Below are 18,883 nucleotides of genomic sequence, written 5' to 3'. Positions count from 1 at the left end.
GCCCGCCCGTTCCGCGTACGGCGGAGGGTGGATCGGGGACGGTCAGAGGCCGAGCTGACGGCGTACCTCGGCGGCGACCCGACCGCCCTCGGCCTGACCGGCCACCGCGGCCTGGCCCGCCTTCATGGCCGGGCCCATCTGTGCCTTGCCGGTGAAGCCGCCCGCGGCGAGCGCCCCCGCGACCAGCTCCGCCAACTCGTCGTCGGAGAGCTGCTTCGGCAGGTACCGCTCCAGCACCGCACCCTCGGCGGTCTCCTTGGTGGCCTGCTCGGTGCGGCCGGCGTCGGCGAAGGCGGTCGCGGCCTCGCGCCGCTTCTTCGCCTCCTTGGTCAGCACCGAGAGCACCTCGTCGTCGGTCAGCTCGCGCTTGGCCTTGCCGGCGACCTCCGCGTTGCCGACGGCCGCGAGGGCCATCCGCAGGGTGGAGGTGGTCAGCTCGTCGCGCGCCTTGAGGGCGGCGCGCATGTCGGCGGTGAGGCGGTCCTTCAGCGTGCTCATGGACGGTCAAACTACCCTGAACGCCATGCGAAAGCGCACACTATTCCGACTCGCGGCCTCGACCGCCGCGGTCGGCGCGGCCACCCTGGCGTACGCGTCCCTCGTCGAGCGCAACATGTTCACCCTGCGGCGGTACGACGTGCCGGTGCTGCCGGCCGACGCCGAGCCGCTGCGCGTGCTGCACCTGTCGGACCTGCACATGATGCCGGACCAGCGGCGCAAGCAGGACTGGGTGGCGTCGCTGGCCGCCCTCGACCCCGACCTGGTGGTGGTGACCGGCGACAACATGGCCCACCCCGCCGCCGTTCCCGGGGTGCTGCGCGCCCTGCAACCCCTGCTCGACCACCCCGGCGCGTTCGTGTTCGGCTCGAACGACTACACCGGCCCGGTGTGGAAGAACCCGTTCACCTACTTCCTTCCTGACCGGGAGTACACCGAGGGCGTCGCGCTGCCGTTCGAGGAGCTGCGCGAGGTCTTCACCGGCGCCGGCTGGGCCGACCTGAACAACGCCCGCACCACGCTGAAGGCCGGCGGCCGGCTGATCGAGCTGGCCGGTGTCGACGACCCGCACATCGAACGGGACGACTGGTCCTCCGTCGCCGGGGCGGTGTCCCCCGCCGCCGACCTGTCGATCGCGCTCAGCCACTCCCCCGAGCCGGCGGTGCTCGACCAGATGGCCGCCGACGGATTCGGCCTGATGCTGGCCGGTCACACCCACGGGGGCCAGGTGTGCGTGCCCGGCGTCGGGGCGCTGGTGACCAACTGCGGGCTGCCCCGCTCGATGGCGCGGGGCCTGCACCGCTGGCCCGGCTCGGACTCCTGGCTGCACGTCTCCGCCGGCCTGGGCACGCACCCGACGGCGCCGGTCCGGTTCGCCTGCCCGCCCGAGGCGAGCGTGCTGACGTTGATCCCGCGCTGACCCCTCGCTCCCGGCGGGGGTACCGAGTTTGACCCGCAGACCCGGTGGGCTACTATTTGTCGGCACGCCTCGGGGTGTGGCGCAGCTTGGTAGCGCGCTTCGTTCGGGACGAAGAGGTCGTCGGTTCGAATCCGGCCACCCCGACCAGAGGTAAGTAGAGGTCAAGGCCCCTCCACGGAGGGGCCTTGACTCGTCTGGTCACTCGACTGCGGCGCAGGCGTCGACACCAGCACGATCGGAGACGGAACCGGTCACGTCGCCACCCCGTCCTAGATCCCGAAGCCGAAACGGGTACGGGAGGACACATGCGACGCGGTCGGTACACCTTCGGGCTCATGGCACTGACGCTCCTGCTCACCGCGTGCGCCGGTCAGGAGGCGGCATCCCCACCGAGCACGTCGTTTCCCGCGGCCCCGGTCACCGCCGGGGATCCGACCAGGCTGATCGGCTCGTGGACGGCGAGCGGCACCGGCGTCGAGAAGGGCACCGTCCTGCGGCTGGCAGACGACGGGTTGACGGTGTTCAGCGGGTGCCGGGTGCTCTTCGGGGAGTGGATCGCCGAGCCGTCCGGCCTCTTCCTTGCCGACGTCAACGGCATCTCGTCGGCCGGCGGCCCCGGGTGCGCCGCCCCTGACCGGCCCGAGTTGCCCGCGTGGTTGGCGCGGGCGAGCGGCTTCCGGACCGAGGGCTCGGTGCCCGTACTCCAGGACGACGCCGGGGCGGAGGTGGCCCGGCTGCGGCCCGGGGCCCGGCCCACCGCGTCGCCGGACCTGGATCCCTCGCAGGTGGTGCCGCCGACGGTGACCGACGAGGCGCGGCGGCGGCTCGCGCCGCCCGCGCCGCTGCCGGCGACGCTCACCCCGCCCGCCCGGGAGTCGCTGGTCGGGCGGTGGGTACCGGCCGCCGGGCCCGCCGGCGGACCACGGCCCGCGCACGTCACCCTGGCCGCCGACGGGACGTGGCAGGGGTCCGACGGATGCAACGGTACGCAGGGACGCTGGGCGACCGGTCCCGATGGCGCACTGCTGGCCACCGGCGGCGTGAGCACGCTCATCGGGTGCGACAACGTGCCGGTGGGCACGTGGCTCGTCACCGCCCGGCGGGTCGGCCTGGACGGTGAGGTGCTGGTGCTGCTCGACGCGAAGGGCGCGGAGGCCGGTCGGCTGCGCCGCGATGGCTGACCGTTCCGCCGGCCTGCTTCGGGCCGTCAGGCCGGTCGTCGGGGGTGCGCGGCGAAGAAGTCCCAGATCAGGTCCGTCGCGACGATCGCGGTGTCCGGCGCGCCGAGCCCCACCTCGGCGCCGCCCGGCCACCGGTGTCCCATCCCGTTGACGGTGTAGCCGACGACCTCGGTGCCGCCCGGGCAGGTCGAGACGACCCGGTTGACGGTCTTCGCCCGGTCCACCCACGTCACCGGCCGCTCCACGCAGCCGTACTCCCGCCGCCACTGACCCAGGCGGATCTCCAGCGCGTCGGCCATGCGGTCGTCGGCACCGATGAACGACACCACCGACACCGACCGGGCCGGCCGCTGCGCTGCGACCGAGGCGGGCTGACCGCCGGTGAGCCCGCCGCTGACCGGGGCGATCGCCGCGAACAGGTCGGGGGCCTCCATCGCCAGTCGGTACGCCATCGTCGCCCCGGCCGACATGCCGGTGGCGTAGATCCGGTCCGGGTCGACGTCCCAGGTCCGGACCAGGTGCTCCACCATCGTCCGCACGAAGCCGACGTCCTCGCTGCCTCCGCAGCAGGGGTACGCGACCAGGAACCCTTCCTGGTCCGCCTTGGCGTCCAGCCGGGTCACCGCCCGCATCATCGCCGCGTCGGCGCCCCGGTAGTGGATCGCCACCACCAGCGGCACCTTCCGTCCCGGCCGGTAGCCGGGTGGCGCGTGCAGCTCGTACGCGCCGGTCCGTCCCTCGATCGTCAGGCGGTGGTCACCCGGAGCCGGCTCCGGCACGACCGGTTGGCTCGGGCTCGCCGACGCGTCGGCCCTGCCGTCCCGGCGGGGCGGGTCGTCCCCGCCGCAGGCGGCGGCACCGAGCAGAAGGGTCAGCGCGGCGGTCACGGCCGCGCATCTGGTGGCTGTCGTCGTGGTTCCCATCGATCTCCCCCGTGGTCGGTTTTCCGCAACCTAACGCCGACCAGGGCGAGCCCGCCGTCCCCCTCGGCAACGATCGGGGAACGATCCACAGTGCTCAGTCGTGCAGTTCCGTGCGGTGGATCTCGGCGAACGCCGACGTCAGGTGCGCCTCGAACGGCTGGCCGGTGGCCGCGAGGAGGTCGGCGACGAGCAGCGGCCCGTGCGCGGCGACCGCCGCCGGGCCCGGTGGCGCCTCGTCGGCCTCCGGGTCGTACAGGCCGAGGGAGCCGGCGAGCAGCACCAGCACCACGTGCGGGTCGACGTCCGGCCGCCACGCCGCGGCGCCGCGCACGCACCGCTCCAGCACCGCGCGGACGTCGTCGCCGGCCAACCCGTCGGGATGCCCCACCTCGAGCAACGACCGGACCACCGCGCCGAGGACCAACCCGGACCGGTCGGCCGTCGCGAGCCGGCCGACCGCCAGGTCGTACGCCTCGACGTCCTGCTCCCGGGCGGCGGCGACGGCGTCGGTGGCGGCCACCGCGATCTCACGGGCGGGTGCGGGCAGGTGTCGCCAGGTCGTGCTCACCGGGCCAGCATGGCAGACACGACCGACGCGAAAACGAGGGCGGGCCCCGGAGCGTGGTGCTCCGGGGCCCGCCCTTCAGCGGTGCCGATCAGGCCACGGGGACCTCGGCGGTGGTGCGGATGCGGTCCAGCGCCGGCGCGGAGACCGGGGAGGTCGCGCCCAGGTACGCCACGAACGCGTCCAGGTCGATCATGCCCGTGACCGCGTTGGTGCCGCCCCGCAGGACGGTGAAGCCGTCACCGCCACCGGCCAGGAAGTTGTTCACCGTGACCCGGTAGGTGGCGTCGGCGGTGACCGTGGTCCCGCCCAGAGTCAGGCTGCCCCGGACCACGCGGGTGCCGGCGCACGGGTCGGCCGCGGTGGCGGTCGTGCCGTTGACGTCCACGGTGTACCGGACGGTGGACGACGGGTACAGGGTGCGACCGGTGACGAACTGCTGCTCCAGCATGCAGTACAGCTGCGCGCCGGTGAGGTCGAGCGTCACCAGGTTGTTGGCGAACGGCTGGACCGTGAACGCCTCCTCGTAGGTGACCGGGCCGGCGTCGAGGTCGGCGCGGACACCACCGGGGTTCATGAAGGCGGCCACCGCGTTCTGCTCGTCGTCGGTGGCCGCGAGCTGCGCGTCCGCGATCAGGTTACCCAGCGGCGACTCGCCCCGGGCCGTACCGAACAGGGTCTCCTGGGTCCGGTCGATCACCTGGGCGGTCGTGCCGACCTGGCGGCCGGCGACCGGGCCGAGGACCTCCTTGTAGCGGTTGATCAGCTCGGTCTGCGCCGGGTCCTTGGCGACGTCCCGGGTGACCACCACGTTCTCGGCGGTGGCGGTGAGCACGTCACCGGTCCGCCGGTCGATCTTCAGGTCGATGTCGGTGATCAGGCGGCCGAACGAGCTGGCGCTGGTGACCAGCTTGTTGTTGACCTCACAGTTGTACGCCTGGTGGGTGTGCCCGCTGACGACGACGTCGATCGACGGGTCCATCCGGTTGACGACGTCCACGACCGGGCCGGTGAAGTCGACGCAGTCGTTGATGCCGCCCGCGCCGGCCTGGGTGCCGCCCTCGTGCAGCAGCACGACGATGGTCTCCACGCCCTTGGCCCGCAGCTCGGCCGCGTACCGGTTGGCGGTGACCGCCTCGTCGGCGAAGGTCAGCCCGGCGACGCCCTCCTGGCTGACGATCTGCGGCGTGCCCTCCAGGGTCATGCCGATGAAGCCGACCTTGACGCCCTGCACCTTGTGGATGGCGTACGGGGCGAGCAGCGGCTCACCGGTCGCGGTCGTGAAGGCGTTCGCGGAGAGGTACTGGAAGCCGGCGCCCTCGTACGGGGTGCCGTCGCCGCAGCCGTCGACCGGGTGGCAGCCGCCGTTCTGGATGCGCAGCAGCTCGTCGGCGCCCTCGTCGAACTCGTGGTTGCCGACGCTGGCGTAGTCGAGCCCGGCGAGGGTGAGCGCCTCGATGGTCGGCTCGTCGTGGAACGCCGCGGACAGCAGCGGGGACGCGCCGATCAGGTCGCCGGCGGCGACGGTGATGGTGTTCTTCTTCCGGCTGGCCGCGGCAAGCTCGGCCAGGTGGGTGGCGAGGTACTCGGCGCCACCGGCCGGCTGCCCGGCGATGGTGCCGCTCGACCCGCTCGGCGGTTCGAGGTTGCCGTGGAAGTCGTTGAGGGCGAGCAGCTTGACGTCGACCGGCTTCGGCCGAGCGTCCGCCGTGTCGGGGGTGGTCGCGAGCGCGCCGAAGGCGGCCACGGCGAGCACGGTCAGGCCGATGGTGGCCCGACGCGTCCCGGTGATGGACATGGATCTCCTCGTGGGACTTCGGCGCGGGGTGGCCAGGCGATGTTCGCGCCGGGCCGGGCCGCGCCGTCGACAGGGTCGGTACGGGGTGGCGACAGTGGGGGACCGTCGCCCACGTCGGTGACAGCTTCTCATCGCAGCCGCCGTCCGTCGACCTGAGCAGACCATCAGACCTGCGGATATGGACGGTGGCGGTTATGCGTCAGCCGAATGAGTCGGACGTGACTGATTCGTGCCGCCGGTCGCCGACGGTCGGTCCTCAGGGGACCGGCCGTACGGTCAGTAGCCGCAGGTCATGCCGGCCGCGTGGCTGACCTGGACCAGGTGGGTGACGCAGCCGTCGCCGTCGATCCGGTGCAGCAGCAGCGCGGTCGGCTCGGCCACCCAGCCGATCCGCTCGTCCTCCGTCATGGTCAGCGAGGCCTGCTTCCAGGTGCTCGGCGCGACGGTCAGCACCGTGCCACCGAAGGCCGTGGTCACCGCCCGGTGCAGGTGGCCGGCGGCGACGCGTACGACATGGGGGTGCCGGCCGATCACCGCGGCGAGCCCGTCGGAGTCGGCGAGCCGAACGGCGTCGGCGGCCGGGATGCCGACCGCGACCGGCGGGTGGTGCAGGAACACGACGGCGGGCAGGTCAGGACGGCCGGCCAGCACCCCGTCGAGCCAGGCGAGCTGCTCCTCGCCGAGCCGCCCACCGCCGGACGCGGGTACCAGCGAGTCGAGCACCACGACGGTCACCCCGGGGTGGTCGACGTGGTAGTACGCGGAGAAGCCGCCGCCGAGCCAGGGCGTCCCGCCGAACGCGTCCAGCAGCGACTCCCGGTCGTCGTGGTTGCCGGTGACCAGGTGCACGGGCAGCGGGAACCGGCCGATGATCTCGCGCAGCGCCGCGTACTCGTCGGGGCGCCCGTGCTCGACCAGGTCGCCGGTGACGACGACGCAGTCCGGGCGGGGTTCGAGCGCGAGGACCCGACCGAGGGCACGGTGCAGGCCGGCCGCCGGTTCGGCCCCGAGCACCCCGGTGGTCACGTGCGGGTCACTGAGCTGGGCGATGAGCATCGCGCCTCCACTGGCTCGGGACCTCCACGCTATCGCCGCCGACCGCGCTCCGGGGTGCCCCTGACGCAGCGCCCGCCAACCCACAGGCCCTGTCCACACCCTGTGGATGAAACATGTGTACGAACGCAGCCGTGGATCTTGGTCGGCGGCGGCGCGCGTCCGCGCTGGTTACGCTTGATCGGCGACCCGGTGCCGGCCGGGTGGCCCCCCGACCTGGAACGACGTGCCTGTGGATCATCAGCGAGTCATCCGTGACGTCACGGTCCGCCTGACGATGGCGTCGACCGCCGTCGAGGCGTGCCAGTACGCCGTCACCGCGCTCGCCCGGCACGCCCCGGCCACCATCTCCGTGCTGCTCCAGGTCCACGACCGCCTCCGCTGCGTCGCGGCGACCGGCTCCTGGCAGATCTTCTCCACGGTGCCGCCGAAGGCCGGAATCGTCGGCCGGGTGTACGCCTCGGGCGTTCCCGCTGTCGTCCCCGACGTGGCGGACGACCCCGACTACCTGCCGGTTCGCCCCGACGTGACCGCCGAGGTGTGCGTACCGGTCCTGGACCCGGCGGGCCGGCCGATCGGCGTACTCGACCTCCAGTGGTGCGAGCCGGCCGAGCTGGATGCCTGGCGCGACGTCGCCGAGCGGCTGGCCTCCCGCCTGGGCGCCCGAATCGTCGCCCTCGGCGGTCCACCCGCCGAGAGCCGCAGCGAGAAACTGCTCCGGCACGCCGCCGCGCTGACCTCCGCCCCGACGGAGTGGGACCTGATGACCGCGGCCATCGCCGCCGCCCGGGACGTGTCGACGCTCGCCGCGGCGGTGCTCGTCCTGGCCGGCCGGGGCGCACCACGGCTCGGCGGGCCGACGGCCACGCCGGGCGAGCTGGAGTCCCGGATCCGGGCCGAGCTGACCGAGGCCGGCCCGGCCGCGCTGGGCCGGATGATCAGCCGCGCCCACCGCCACGGCGCCGGCTACACCCTCGGCGAGGCGGGTCACCCGCCCACCGCCGACTACGCGCCGCTGGCCCGTGCCGGCGTACGCACACTGGTCGCCGTGCCCGTCGGCCCGCCCGACGGCGGCGGACTGCTGCTGGTCGCCGACGAGCGGCTGCTGCGCCCCGACCCGACGACGGTCAACCTGATGGAACTGCTCGCCGGCCAGGCGTGGGCCGCCCTGGACCTGCTGCGCACCGTGGCCCGGCTGCGCGAGCAGGCCAGCTCCGACCCGCTGACCGGGCTGCGGCACACCGGCCCGTTCGGCAAGCGCATCGCGGCGGCCACCCCCGGGCGTACGGCCCTGCTCGCCATCGACGTGGACGGCTTCAAGACCGTCAACGACACGTACGGGCACCAGGCCGGTGACCGGGTGCTGGTCGGCCTGGCCCGGGCCCTGGAGGGGGCGCTGCGGCACGGCGACGAGCTGTACCGGATCGGCGGCGACGAGTTCGTGGCGGTGATCGAGGTGAGCCGCCCCGAGGAGGCCGTCCGCATCGCCGAGCGGCTGGCCGAGGCCGCCCGCCGTACCGGCCGCACCATCAGCGTCGGCGTGGCACTCCCCCGCCCGGGCGAGTCACCCGAGCTGGCCCTCCGCCGCGCCGACCAGGCCCTCTACGCGGTCAAACGCCAAGGCCGCGACGGCGTCCGCCTCGCCGCCGCCTGACCCCCCCTCCCCGCCCCCACCCCACGTTCCCGCGATCTTGCACTTCTGGTCGCCGTTCTGCACCGACTGTCCCGTTCTGCGGCGGCAGGAAGTGCAAGATCGATCGCGATCGAGGGGTGGGATGGGGGTTCCTGGACCGGGTGGGTCAGGGGTGGGTCAGTTCGCGGGCGAGGAGCTCGGCGATCTGCGCGGTGTTGAGGGCGGCGCCCTTGCGCAGGTTGTCGCCGGTGACGAAGAAGTCCAGCGCGCGCGGGTCGTCCAGGGCGCGGCGGATGCGGCCGATCCAGGACGGGTCGGTGCCCACGGCGTCGATCGGCATGGGGAACTCCCCGGCCGCCGGCTCGTCGACCAGGATCACGCCGGGGGCGTTGCGCAGCACCTCGCGGGCGCCCTCGGCGTCGACCTCGGTGGCGAAGACGGCGTGCACGGCGATCGAGTGACCGGTCACCACGGGTACGCGGACGCACGTGGCGGAGACCTTCAGGTCGGGCAGGCCGAGGATCTTGCGCGACTCGTTGCGCATCTTCATCTCCTCGGACGACCAACCGCCGTCGGCGGCCGAGCCGGCCCAGGGCACCACGTTGAGCGCCAGCGGCGCCGGGAAGGGGCCCAGCTCGTCGCCGACCGCCTGGCGTACGTCGCCCGGACGGGAGCCGAGCGCCCGGTCACCGGCGATCTTGGCGAGCTGGGCGTGCAGGACGTCCACACCGGCCTGCCCCGCGCCGGACACCGCCTGGTACGACGCGAGCACCAGCTCGCGGAGGCCGTACTCACGGTGCAGCGGCGCGACCGCGACGATCATCGCGAGGGTGGTGCAGTTGGCGTTGGCGATGATCCCCTTGGGCCGGTTGCGTACCTGATCGGGGTTGATCTCCGGCACCACGAGCGGGACGTCGCGGTCCATCCGGAAGGCACCGGAGTTGTCCACCGCGACCGCCCCACGGCGGACCGCGACGGGCGCCCAGCGCGCGGAGACCTCGTCCGGCACGTCGAACATCGCGACGTCGACGCCGTCGAACGCGTCCTCGGTCAACTCCTGGACGGTCAGGTCCTCGCCCCGGCAGCGCACGGTGCGGCCCGCCGACCGGGCGGACGCGAGCAGCCGGATCTCGCCCCAGACGTTCCTGCGGGCGGTGAGCAGCTCGCACATGACGGTGCCGACGGCACCGGTCGCTCCGACCACGGCAAGGGTGGGCAGCGACGTCACGGTGGCTACCGCCCCGTCCCCGCGTACACGACCGCCTCGGTGTCGCCACCGAGGTCGAAGGCGTCGTGGATGGCGCGCACCGCCGCGTCCAGGTCGGTGTCCCGGCAGACCACCGAGACGCGGATCTCCGAGGTGGAGATCATCTCGATGTTGACGCCGGCCGCGCCGAGGGCGGCGAAGAAGCCGGCCGCGACACCGGGGTGCGAGCGCATGCCCGCGCCGATCAGCGACACCTTGCCCACGTGGTCGTCGTAGAGCAGACCCTTGAACTTGACCGACTCCTGGATCTTGCTCAGGGCGGCCATGGCGGTCGGACCGTCGGTCTTGGGCAGGGTGAAGGAGATGTCCGTACGCCCGGTGCCCTCGGTGGACACGTTCTGCACGATCATGTCTATGTTGATCTCGGCACCGGCCACGGTGTCGAAGATCTTCGCCGCGGCACCCGGCTCGTCGGGCACGCCGACGATCGTGATCTTGGCTTCGCTGCGGTCGTGGGCGACCCCGGTGATCAGCGCCTGTTCCACGGGAAGGTCCTCCATCGATCCGGTGACCATGGTGCCGGTGTTGGTCGAGTATGACGAACGGACGTGGATCGGCAACCCCGCACGTCGCGCGTACTCGACGCTGCGCAGGTGCAGCACCTTCGCGCCGCAGGCGGCCAGCTCCAACATCTCCTCGTAGGTGATGTGCTTGATGTGCCGGGCGTTGGGCACGATCCGGGGGTCGGCGCTGAAGATGCCGTCCACGTCGGTGTAGATCTCGCAGACGTCGGCGCGCAGCGCGGCGGCGAGCGCCACGGCGGTGGTGTCCGAGCCACCCCGGCCGAGGGTGGTCACGTCCTTGGTGTCCTGGGAGACGCCCTGGAAGCCGGCGACGATCACGACCGCGCCCTCGTCGAGCGCGCCCTTGAGCCGACCCGGCGTGACGTCGATGATCCGCGCCCGGCCGTGCACCGAGGTGGTGATCACGCCGGCCTGCGAGCCGGTGAACGAGCGGGCCTCGTACCCCAGGTTGTGGATCGCCATGGCCAGCAGCGCCATGGAGATCCGCTCCCCGGCGGTGAGCAGCATGTCCAGCTCACGGCCCGGCGGCAGCGGGCTCACCTGGTTGGCCAGGTCGAGCAGCTCGTCGGTGGTGTCGCCCATCGCGGAAACCACCACCACGACGTCGTCACCGGCCTTGCGCGCGGCGACGATGCGCTCCGCCACCCGCTTGATCCGCTCGGCGTTGGCGACGGAGGACCCGCCGTACTTCTGCACCACGAGTGCCACGACGGTGCACTCCCTCCCGGTGACCCTGAGCGTGCCGACGCCGCCGGATGAGAGCCCGGCGGCGCGTGTCAGACGCGTTCAGGGTATCGGGCGGGCCGAACCGGCGGGTCGGGTGATCCCACGATCCGGCCCCGGGGCGCGGCCGGGGTGGCGCGGGACACGCCGGCGAGGTCGGGCCGCGCCGCCCCCCGCCACGGCCCGGCGGTGGCGAGAATGTGCGGATGCACGCCCTCCTCCGCCCGGCCGGCTCCGCGCCCGCCCCGGCCACCCTGGCGCAGCCGGCCGTCCCGCCGCGACCCGCCACTCCGGCGCAGCCGGCCGTTCCGCCGCTGTCGACCGCCCGCACCACGACCGCGACGGCGGTCCGGCGCCTGGCTCCCGCCCTGGTCCTGCCCCTGGTCCTGGTCGCCTGCGGATCGGACCAGCCGGAGACAGCCCCGGCGACCCCGACACCGGGTACGGCGGAGGTGTCCGCCGGGACGAACGCCGCGCGGGACGAGCTGGCCGGCCTCGCGGCGGCGGCGCAGGACCGGCACCTGGTCGCCGCCTACGTCCTGCGCGCACCCGAGGTACCGGACCGGACGGTCGTGGTGACCAGCGCGAACGACGGCAGCTGGCGGGTCGACGTGCCCGGTGGGGCACTGGGAGGCACGACGGACGTGTCGTTCGCCGCCACCGCCGACGGTCTGTTCCAGTGCACGCTCCCGTCGGCGACCCGGCCGGAGCCGCCGGCCTGCGTCCGCCTCGGCGACCGGGACGACGCCGTGCCGCGTCGGCTGGACCCCCGGGTGCAGCACCCGTTCACCGACTGGCTGGACGTGCTCACCGACCGGCGCTCGCCGCTGGCGGTGTCGCCCGCGCAGCCGCCCCCGGGCGCGGCCGGCACCTGCTACTCGGTGGAGACCACCTCCGCGTCGATCACCGCGCCTCTGGACCCAGGGATCTACTGCTACGACGCGGACGGCACGCCGACCGCGGTGCGCACCGCTCTCGGCACGCTGCTCCTGACCGGTACGCCCGCGCCGGCCCCGGCGAGCGTCCAGCTTCCCGGACCGGTCGTCGAGGCCGAGCCGCTTCCCCTGGCGACACCGGAGCCGACGGTCAGCCCGGAAACGTCCTGAGTCCGCTTCCGTTACGGGTGCTCTTGCCCACATTAGGCCTACCCTGTCCGATGGATGAATCGCCCATACGGGACGCTCTTCCCATGGCTGACCTCACTCCGCTGCTCGCCTTCCGTTGGAGTCCCCGGTCCTTCGACCCCGCCGCGGAGCTGACCCCGGGCGAGGCGGGCGTCCTCCTGGAGGCAGCCCGCTGGGCACCGTCGGCGGGGAACGCGCAGCCGTGGCGGTTCGCCCTCGGGCGTCGGGACGACGAGACCTGGAAGCGGATCGTGGTCAACCTCCCGCTCCGCGACCAGCGCTGGGCGGGCCGCGCCTCCGCGTTGGTGCTCGCCGCGCACCTCGCGCCGGACGCCGACCCGACCGGCTGCGCCGCGTACGACCTGGGTCAGGCCGTGGCGCACCTCACCGTGCAGGCCACCGCGCTCGGCCTGCACGTACGCCAGCTCCGCGACCTCGACCACGACGGCCTCGCGGCTGACCTGGACCTCCCCGCCGACGTGCTGCCGGCGGTGGTGGTGGCCGTCGGCCAGCTCGGTGACCCGCTCAGCCTCCCCGCCGATCTCCTGCCTGGTGAGACCGGCCTACGGCGGCGCCGGCCGGTCAGCGACCTGCTGCTCGCCTGACCGCCTGCGAAGTCCGTCTCATCCTTCGGACCGGCCTTCCCACATCCGGTCCCACCACGTAGGGTGACTCTGTCATGTGGCAGGCGTATTTGCTTCTTGGTTGCCGCGACGAGGCCTGACGGCCGGCACCTCGTCGCGGAGTCGAACCGCGCCGCCCCGCACCGTCTCGGACCTTCTCGCGCGGCACCGACGCCGACCTCCGGCACCGACGCCGACCTTCGACGCTGACGACACATGACCCTCGGGAGCACTCCGCCATGGCCCATCCAGCCGGCACCACCGACGCCGACACCGATCCGATCGCCCGGCAGCGCCCCAGCCGGATGCCGTACCGCCGCTACCTGCCGTACCACCAGCAGTTCCGCATCGACCTGCCGAACCGCGCCTGGCCGACCCGCCGCGTCGAGGCCGCGCCCCGGTGGTGCGCGGTCGACCTGCGTGACGGCAACCAGGCGCTCATCGACCCCATGTCGCCGGAGCGCAAGCGGCGGATGTTCCAGCTGCTGGTGCAGATGGGCTACAAGGAGATCGAGGTCGGCTTCCCCTCGGCCAGCCAGACGGACTTCGACTTCGTCCGCCAACTGATCGAGCAGGACCTGATCCCGGAGGACGTCACCGTCCAGGTGCTGACCCAGTGCCGGGAGCACCTGATCGACCGGACGTTCCAGTCGCTGCGCGGGGCCCACCGGGCGATCGTGCACTTCTACAACTCCACCTCGACCCTCCAGCGTCGGGTGGTCTTCGGGCTGGACCGGGACGGCATCACCGACATCGCCACCCAGGGCGCGCGACTCTGCCAGAAGTACGCGGAGATCCACACTCCGGACACCGAGATCCACTACGAGTACTCCCCCGAGTCGTACACGGGCACCGAGCTGGAGTACGCGCTGGAGGTCTGCGCCAAGGTCATCGAGGTGGTCGACCCGACCCCGGACCGCAAGCTGATCGTCAACCTGCCGGCCACCGTCGAGATGGCCATGCCGAACGTGTACGCCGACTCGATCGAGTGGATGCACCGGCACCTGCCCCGGCGGGACAGCCTCGTGCTGAGCCTGCACCCGCACAACGACCGGGGCACCGGGGTGGCCGCCGCCGAGCTGGGCCTGCTGGCCGGCGCCGACCGGATCGAGGGCTGCCTGTTCGGCAACGGCGAGCGCACCGGCAACGTGGACCTGGTGACACTGGGCCTGAACCTGTTCTCCCAGGGCATCGACCCGATGATCGACTTCTCGAGCATCGACGAGGTCAAGCGGGCCGTCGAGTACTGTAACCAGCTGCCCGTGCACGAGCGCCACCCGTACGCGGGCGACCTCGTCTACACCGCCTTCTCCGGCTCCCACCAGGACGCGATCAAGAAGGGCTTCGACGCCCTGCACGCCGACGCCGCGGCGGCCGGGGTGCCGGTCGACGAGTTCACCTGGGCCGTTCCGTACCTGCCGATCGACCCGAAGGACCTGGGCCGCACCTACGAGGCCGTCATCCGGGTCAACTCGCAGTCCGGCAAGGGCGGCGTCGCGTACATCATGAAGACCGAGCACCAGCTCGACCTGCCGCGCCGCCTCCAGATCGAGTTCTCCGGCGTGGTGCAGCAGGTCACCGACCACGACGGCGGCGAGGTCGACCCGGGCACCATGTGGGAGATCTTCGCCTCGAACTACCTCGTCGATCACCAGGTCGACCCGTCCGTCGTGCTGGCCGGCTACACGATCGGCACCGTCGAGGGCAAGGTCGAGATCGACGCCCGCGTCGGTCGCGGCGCCGAGCCGACGTCACTGACCGCCGTCGGCAACGGCCCCATCGACGCGTACGTCAACGCGCTGCAGTCGATCGGCGTGGGCGTACGGGTGCTCGACTACCACGAGCACGCGATGTCCTCCGGCGGCGACGCCCAGGCGGCCGCGTACGTCGAGTGCGAGGTCGACGGCCGTACGGTGTGGGGCGTCGGCGTGGACGCCAACATCGTCACCGCCACCATCAAGGCGGTCACCAGCGCCGTCAACCGCGCCCACACCTGACGTGCAAGGAAGGGCCCCTTCTTAACGCCTGGCGTAGAGGAAGGGGCCCTTCTTAACACTCGTCAGCCCGTGACGACGCCCGCCGTCGCCGGCCCTTCCCGCACCACCCCGACCGGCCCACACGGTGCCTGCAGAGCGCGACGCGCGGGTCCGGTGTTAAGCGGGGGCCCTTCCTCTACCGGAGGCGTTAAGAAGGGGCCCTTCCTTTCACCGCGGTGCGCGCGGCGGGCGGTGGATGAGCACGGCCGCCATCAGCGCCCCGGCGACCAGCAGCCCGGCGCACCACAGCATCGCCGCCCGGTACGCGTCGGTCAGGTCGGCCTCCCGCTCGTACCCCGCGCCGGAGAGCCCGACCAGCAGCGGCAGCGCGGCCACCGCGAGCAGACCGCCCGCCCGGGACGCCGCGTTGTTGAAACCGCTCGCCACCCCGGCGAACCGGTCCTCCACGGCGGCCAGCACGGAGGCGGTGAGCGGCGCCACCACCAGGGTCAGCCCGGCGCCGAAGAGCAGCACCCCCGGCAGGACGTCCCGCCAGTACGCCGCCCCCGGGTCGACCCCGCGCAGCAGGACCAGCCCGAGGGCGGCGACCACCGGTCCGATGGTCAGCGGCAGCCGCGGCCCGATACGCGCCGAGAGGGCACCGGCCCGGGCGGACCCGACCAGCAGCAGCACCGTCATCGGCAGCAGCGAGATCCCGGTGAGGAACGCCGACCAGCCGACCACGTTCTGGAGGTAGACGGCGAGGAAGAAGGTGAAACCACCGAGGGCCGCGTACACGGCCACGGTGAAGATGTTCAGCACCGAGAAGAGCCGGCTGCCGAACAGCCCGGTGGGCAGCATCGCGCTGTCCCCCCGGCGCCGCTCGAGCAGCACGAAGACCACCGCACCGACCACACCGACCAGCGCCGCGACCACCACCGGGACCGAGTCGAAACCGCGCGCGGGGGCGTCGATGAGGGCGTACGTGATGCCAGCCAGGGCGACCGCGCCGAGCAGCGCCCCCGCCACGTCGAACCGGCGGCGCCGGCGACCCGGTCCCTCGGTACGCGACGCCTCCTCGTCCCGGCTCTCCGGCACCCACCGCAGGGCGGCGAGGACCACGAGTACGGCCAGCGGCACGTTGAGGAAGAAGATCCACCGCCAGGAGAGCGCGTCGATGAGCAGCCCGCCGACGAAGGGGCCGAGTGCGGTGGACACGCCGGACAGGCCGCTCCAGGCACCGATCGCCCTGGCGCGGTCGTCGGGGTGGAAGCTGGCCTGGAGCACCGACAGCGAACCGGGGGTGAGCAGCGCACCTCCCGCGCCCTGGAGGAAGCGGGCCGCGATGAGCTGGTTGGTGTCCTGGGCCAGGCCGCAGAGCAGGGAGGCGAGTGTGAACCACACCACCCCCAGCAGGAAGATCCGCCGGCGGCCGAACCGGTCACCGAGGGCCCCACCGAGCAGGACGAAGGCGGCCAGCATCAACAGGTAGCCGTTGACGGTCCACTGCAGACCCGCCACGGTCGCGCCGAGGTCGCGGCCGAGCCGGGGCAGGGCCACGTTCACCACGGTACTGTCGAGGAAGACCATCCCGGAGGCGAGGACCGCCGCCAGCAGCGTTCCCCGTCCGGAGGCGGTGCCCATGCGCAGAGCGGGCGCGGGTGCAGTCATGCGCACCAATCTGCCCTGCGCCTCATGACAGACGCCACGAAACGCCGAAACCGTGTCCGGGTACTGTGCGGGATCGCCGGGAGCCCGCAAGCTGGAAAGGTGTCGTCTGTGCGTACCAGATCAGGACCGCGTGCCGCGGTGACCGCGGCGCTCGCCGCCGCGCTCGCCCTCGGCGCGGGCGGCTGCGGCCCGGTCGAGGAGCCCGAGCCGTCGCCGACCGCCGGCGGCAACGCCGCGCAGATGCTGGAGCAGCTCACGGTCGCCAAGGCCGGGTCGATGCGTGGCTACAGCCGGGAGAAGTTCCCGCACTGGCGGGACACCGGAAAGAACTGCGACGTCCGGGACACCGTCCTCAAGCGCGACGGCGAGGACATCGAACTGTCCGGCTGCAACGTGGTCGCCGGCCGCTGGGAGAGCGTGTACGACGGGCGGGCCTTCACGGACCCGTCCGACGTGGACGTCGACCACATGGTGCCGCTGGCCAACGCGTGGCGGTCGGGGGCCGACGAGTGGGACGACGCGAAGCGGGGCGATTTCGCCAACGACCTGCAGCAGCCGCAGCTCATCGCGGTTTCCGCGACCTCGAACAGGGCAAAGGGTGACCAGGACCCGTCCCAGTGGAAACCGGCGAACCGGTCGTACTGGTGCCAGTACGCCGTGAACTGGGTCACGGTCAAGCACCACTGGCGGCTCACGGTGACCACCGCCGAGAAGGCCGCCCTGACCGAGATGTTGGAGGGCTGCACATGGGCGAGCAAGCCGTGACCGGAGCCGGGGCGACGCCCGCCCCGGAGCAGACGCCGGACGCGGGCGGCGACGACGCGGCCGCCGCGACCGGGAGCCCGCCGGCCGGGCCGAGCACCGCCGGGATGACCGCCGACGGGGCGGCCGGAGCCGCCGTGCCGGGTGCCGGCATGAGCGCGGACGCCGCAGCCGGCGGGGCGCAGAGCCGTACGGCCGACGTCGTGGCAGGACCGGGCGGGGTGATGACCGACGAGGTCGGCGTGGTGACCGGCGAGCTGACCCTGCGCACGGAGTACGCGGACGGTCAGGTCACGCTGAAGGTGCAGTACAAGGACGCCGAGGAGTGGTACGCGGTGACCGGCGGAAGGGCCACCCTGACCGACCCGGCTGCCCTGGACGCGGTGCACACCATCGCCGTCGCCCTCCTCAACCGCCCCGAGGGCTGAACCCCACCCCGCTCCGAAGGAAGGGCCCCTTCTTAACGTGAGGCGTTAAGAAGGGGCCCTTCCTCTACCGGAGGCGTTAAGCGGGGGCCCTTCCTTAAACGTATGAGCCGGGTTCGGTGGGGGCGGAGACGGTGTGCGGCTCCTCGCCCTCGCCGAGGGGCCGGGTGAGCTGGACCTCGACCTTGTGCGGGCGCAGCTCGCCGCTGGCGATCCGTTCCGCCCAGTGGCACGCGACCCGGCTGCCGCCGATGTCCCGCAGCACCGGCCGCTCGTCGGCGCAGCGGGTCGGCTGCGCCCACGGGCAGCGGGTGTGGAACCGGCAGCCCGACGGCGGGTTGGCCGGGGAGGGCAGGTCACCGGAGAGCAGGATCCGCTCCCGGCGGTCCTCCACGTCCGGGTCCGGCACCGGCACCGCCGACATCAGCGCCCGCGTGTACGGGTGCAGCGGCTCGGTGTAGAGCCGGTCGGCCGGCGCCTCCTCGACCAGCGCGCCCAGGTACATCACGCCGACCGTGTCGGAGATGTGCCGGACCACGGCCAGGTCGTGCGCGATCACCAGGTAGGTCAGGCCGAGGGTGTCCTGGAGCTCGTCCAGCAGGTTGACCACCTGGGCCTGGATCGACACGTCGAGCGCGGACACCGGCTCGTCGGCGACGATCAGCTCCGGTCCGAGCACCAGGGCGCGGGCGATGCCGATGCGCTGCCGCTGACCGCCGGAGAACTCGTGCGGGTAGCGGGACAGCGCCCAGCGCGGCAGGCCGACCTTGTCCAGCGTCTCGCCGATGATCCGCCGCCGGTCGTCGCGGTCGGTGCCGATGCCGTGGGTCTGGAGGCCCTCGGTGAGGATCGACTCGACGTTCTGCCGGGGATCCAGGCTCGACATCGGGTCCTGGAAGATCATCTGCATGCGCCGGCGCATCTCCCGGAGCTTCCCCGCCCGCAGCGTGGTCAGCTCGACGCCGTCGAAGCTCACCTCACCGCTGGTCGGCGGGGTGAGCTGGAGCAGTGCCCGCCCGAGGGTGGACTTGCCGCACCCGGACTCGCCGACCAGGCCGTACGTCTTCCCGCGCGGGATGCGCAGGTCGACACCGTCGACCGCCTTCACATGACCGACCGTCCGGTCGAAGATCACGCCCCGGCGGATCGGGAAGTGCACCTTCAGGTCGCGGACCTCGACCAGGATGTCGTCTCGCACGCTGTCACGCTCGACTGTCT

The 18,883-nt window shown here is 72.9% G+C and carries 17 protein-coding genes and 1 tRNA gene; 9 read left to right on the top strand and 9 right to left on the bottom strand.

The features are described 5' to 3' along the window. Positions 1 to 42: 42 nt before the first annotated feature. On the bottom strand, positions 43 to 498 hold the full coding sequence (locus tag ACTMSW_RS28455; RefSeq protein WP_441183800.1) for a GatB/YqeY domain-containing protein: 456 nt from the start codon (positions 496 to 498) through the stop codon (positions 43 to 45). Positions 499 to 523: 25 nt separating this feature from the next. Between ACTMSW_RS28455 and ACTMSW_RS28450 the strand changes: the two genes are divergently transcribed. The 3 genes from ACTMSW_RS28450 (at position 524) to ACTMSW_RS28440 (ending at position 2,598) form a co-directional block, all read left to right on the top strand. Next, the gene (locus ACTMSW_RS28450; RefSeq protein WP_441183799.1) at positions 524 to 1,417 is read left to right on the top strand and encodes a metallophosphoesterase; all 894 of its coding nucleotides are present in this window, start codon (positions 524 to 526) and stop codon (positions 1,415 to 1,417) included. A gap of 70 nt (positions 1,418 to 1,487) precedes the next feature. Then, positions 1,488 to 1,564: transfer RNA gene (locus tag ACTMSW_RS28445), tRNA-Pro, on the top strand. 188 nt (positions 1,565 to 1,752) lie between these two features. Beyond that, positions 1,753 to 2,598 carry an META domain-containing protein gene (locus ACTMSW_RS28440; protein ID WP_441183798.1) on the top strand — a complete coding sequence of 282 codons (846 nt, stop codon included), beginning with the start codon at positions 1,753 to 1,755 and terminating at the stop codon, positions 2,596 to 2,598. A 26-nt stretch (positions 2,599 to 2,624) separates the two neighbouring features. Here the strand turns inward: ACTMSW_RS28440 and ACTMSW_RS28435 are convergent, their stop codons facing one another. The 4 genes from ACTMSW_RS28435 to ACTMSW_RS28420 all read right to left on the bottom strand — a co-directional run bounded on the left by ACTMSW_RS28435 (position 2,625) and on the right by ACTMSW_RS28420 (position 6,940). After that, on the bottom strand, positions 2,625 to 3,521 hold the full coding sequence (locus ACTMSW_RS28435) for an alpha/beta hydrolase family esterase (protein ID WP_441183797.1): 897 nt from the start codon (positions 3,519 to 3,521) through the stop codon (positions 2,625 to 2,627). 94 nt (positions 3,522 to 3,615) lie between these two features. After that, positions 3,616 to 4,089, bottom strand: coding sequence for a hypothetical protein (locus ACTMSW_RS28430; RefSeq protein WP_441183796.1), 474 nt, complete (start codon positions 4,087 to 4,089; stop codon positions 3,616 to 3,618). A gap of 88 nt (positions 4,090 to 4,177) precedes the next feature. Further along, positions 4,178 to 5,884 (bottom strand): bifunctional metallophosphatase/5'-nucleotidase, encoded by a 1,707-nt coding sequence (locus tag ACTMSW_RS28425; protein WP_441183795.1) that lies wholly within the window; start codon positions 5,882 to 5,884, stop codon positions 4,178 to 4,180. A gap of 276 nt (positions 5,885 to 6,160) precedes the next feature. Next, positions 6,161 to 6,940 (bottom strand): phosphodiesterase, encoded by a 780-nt coding sequence (locus ACTMSW_RS28420; RefSeq protein WP_441183794.1) that lies wholly within the window; start codon positions 6,938 to 6,940, stop codon positions 6,161 to 6,163. 229 nt (positions 6,941 to 7,169) lie between these two features. On the opposite strand from ACTMSW_RS28420, the gene ACTMSW_RS28415 reads away from it, so the two are divergent. Then, positions 7,170 to 8,591: a diguanylate cyclase gene (locus ACTMSW_RS28415; RefSeq protein WP_441183793.1), complete on the top strand. Its 1,422-nt coding sequence runs from the start codon at positions 7,170 to 7,172 to the stop codon at positions 8,589 to 8,591. Positions 8,592 to 8,736: 145 nt separating this feature from the next. On the opposite strand, the gene ACTMSW_RS28410 is transcribed toward ACTMSW_RS28415, so the two are convergent. Together ACTMSW_RS28410 and ACTMSW_RS28405 are read right to left on the bottom strand one after the other, a co-directional pair. Next, the gene (locus ACTMSW_RS28410) at positions 8,737 to 9,798 is read right to left on the bottom strand and encodes an aspartate-semialdehyde dehydrogenase (RefSeq protein WP_441183792.1); all 1,062 of its coding nucleotides are present in this window, start codon (positions 9,796 to 9,798) and stop codon (positions 8,737 to 8,739) included. Between the two features lie 5 nt (positions 9,799 to 9,803). Then, positions 9,804 to 11,069, bottom strand: coding sequence for an aspartate kinase (locus ACTMSW_RS28405; protein ID WP_441183791.1), 1,266 nt, complete (start codon positions 11,067 to 11,069; stop codon positions 9,804 to 9,806). Positions 11,070 to 11,290: 221 nt separating this feature from the next. Between ACTMSW_RS28405 and ACTMSW_RS28400 the strand changes: the two genes are divergently transcribed. The 3 genes from ACTMSW_RS28400 to leuA all read left to right on the top strand — a co-directional run bounded on the left by ACTMSW_RS28400 (position 11,291) and on the right by leuA (position 14,828). Further along, complete coding sequence (locus tag ACTMSW_RS28400) at positions 11,291 to 12,190, top strand: hypothetical protein (protein WP_441183790.1); 900 nt, start codon at positions 11,291 to 11,293, stop codon at positions 12,188 to 12,190. Between the two features lie 83 nt (positions 12,191 to 12,273). Continuing rightward, positions 12,274 to 12,813: a nitroreductase family protein gene (locus ACTMSW_RS28395; protein WP_441183789.1), complete on the top strand. Its 540-nt coding sequence runs from the start codon at positions 12,274 to 12,276 to the stop codon at positions 12,811 to 12,813. Positions 12,814 to 13,070: 257 nt separating this feature from the next. Then, positions 13,071 to 14,828 (top strand): 2-isopropylmalate synthase, encoded by a 1,758-nt coding sequence (gene leuA / locus ACTMSW_RS28390; RefSeq protein WP_441183788.1) that lies wholly within the window; start codon positions 13,071 to 13,073, stop codon positions 14,826 to 14,828. A gap of 207 nt (positions 14,829 to 15,035) precedes the next feature. On the opposite strand, the gene ACTMSW_RS28385 is transcribed toward leuA, so the two are convergent. Then, complete coding sequence (locus ACTMSW_RS28385; RefSeq protein ID WP_441183787.1) at positions 15,036 to 16,478, bottom strand: MFS transporter; 1,443 nt, start codon at positions 16,476 to 16,478, stop codon at positions 15,036 to 15,038. 108 nt (positions 16,479 to 16,586) lie between these two features. On the opposite strand from ACTMSW_RS28385, the gene ACTMSW_RS28380 reads away from it, so the two are divergent. After that, entirely contained in the window at positions 16,587 to 17,243 is a 657-nt protein-coding gene (locus ACTMSW_RS28380) for an HNH endonuclease family protein (protein ID WP_441183786.1), read from the top strand. Further along, a complete protein-coding gene (locus tag ACTMSW_RS28375; protein ID WP_441183785.1) occupies positions 17,225 to 17,668 on the top strand; it encodes a hypothetical protein in 444 nt (147 codons plus the stop codon). The genes ACTMSW_RS28380 and ACTMSW_RS28375 overlap by 19 nt, the downstream gene beginning before the upstream one ends. Positions 17,669 to 17,762: 94 nt before the next feature. Here the strand turns inward: ACTMSW_RS28375 and ACTMSW_RS28370 are convergent, their stop codons facing one another. Next, positions 17,763 to 18,863, bottom strand: coding sequence for an ABC transporter ATP-binding protein (locus tag ACTMSW_RS28370; RefSeq protein WP_441183888.1), 1,101 nt, complete (start codon positions 18,861 to 18,863; stop codon positions 17,763 to 17,765). Positions 18,864 to 18,883: the final 20 nt, after the last annotated feature.

The organism is Micromonospora sp. BQ11, from assembly GCF_052068135.1.
Lineage (GTDB): Bacteria > Actinomycetota > Actinomycetes > Mycobacteriales > Micromonosporaceae > Micromonospora.
Note: the sequence above shows the minus strand (reverse complement) of the source record. Positions and strands in the feature narration are given on the sequence as shown.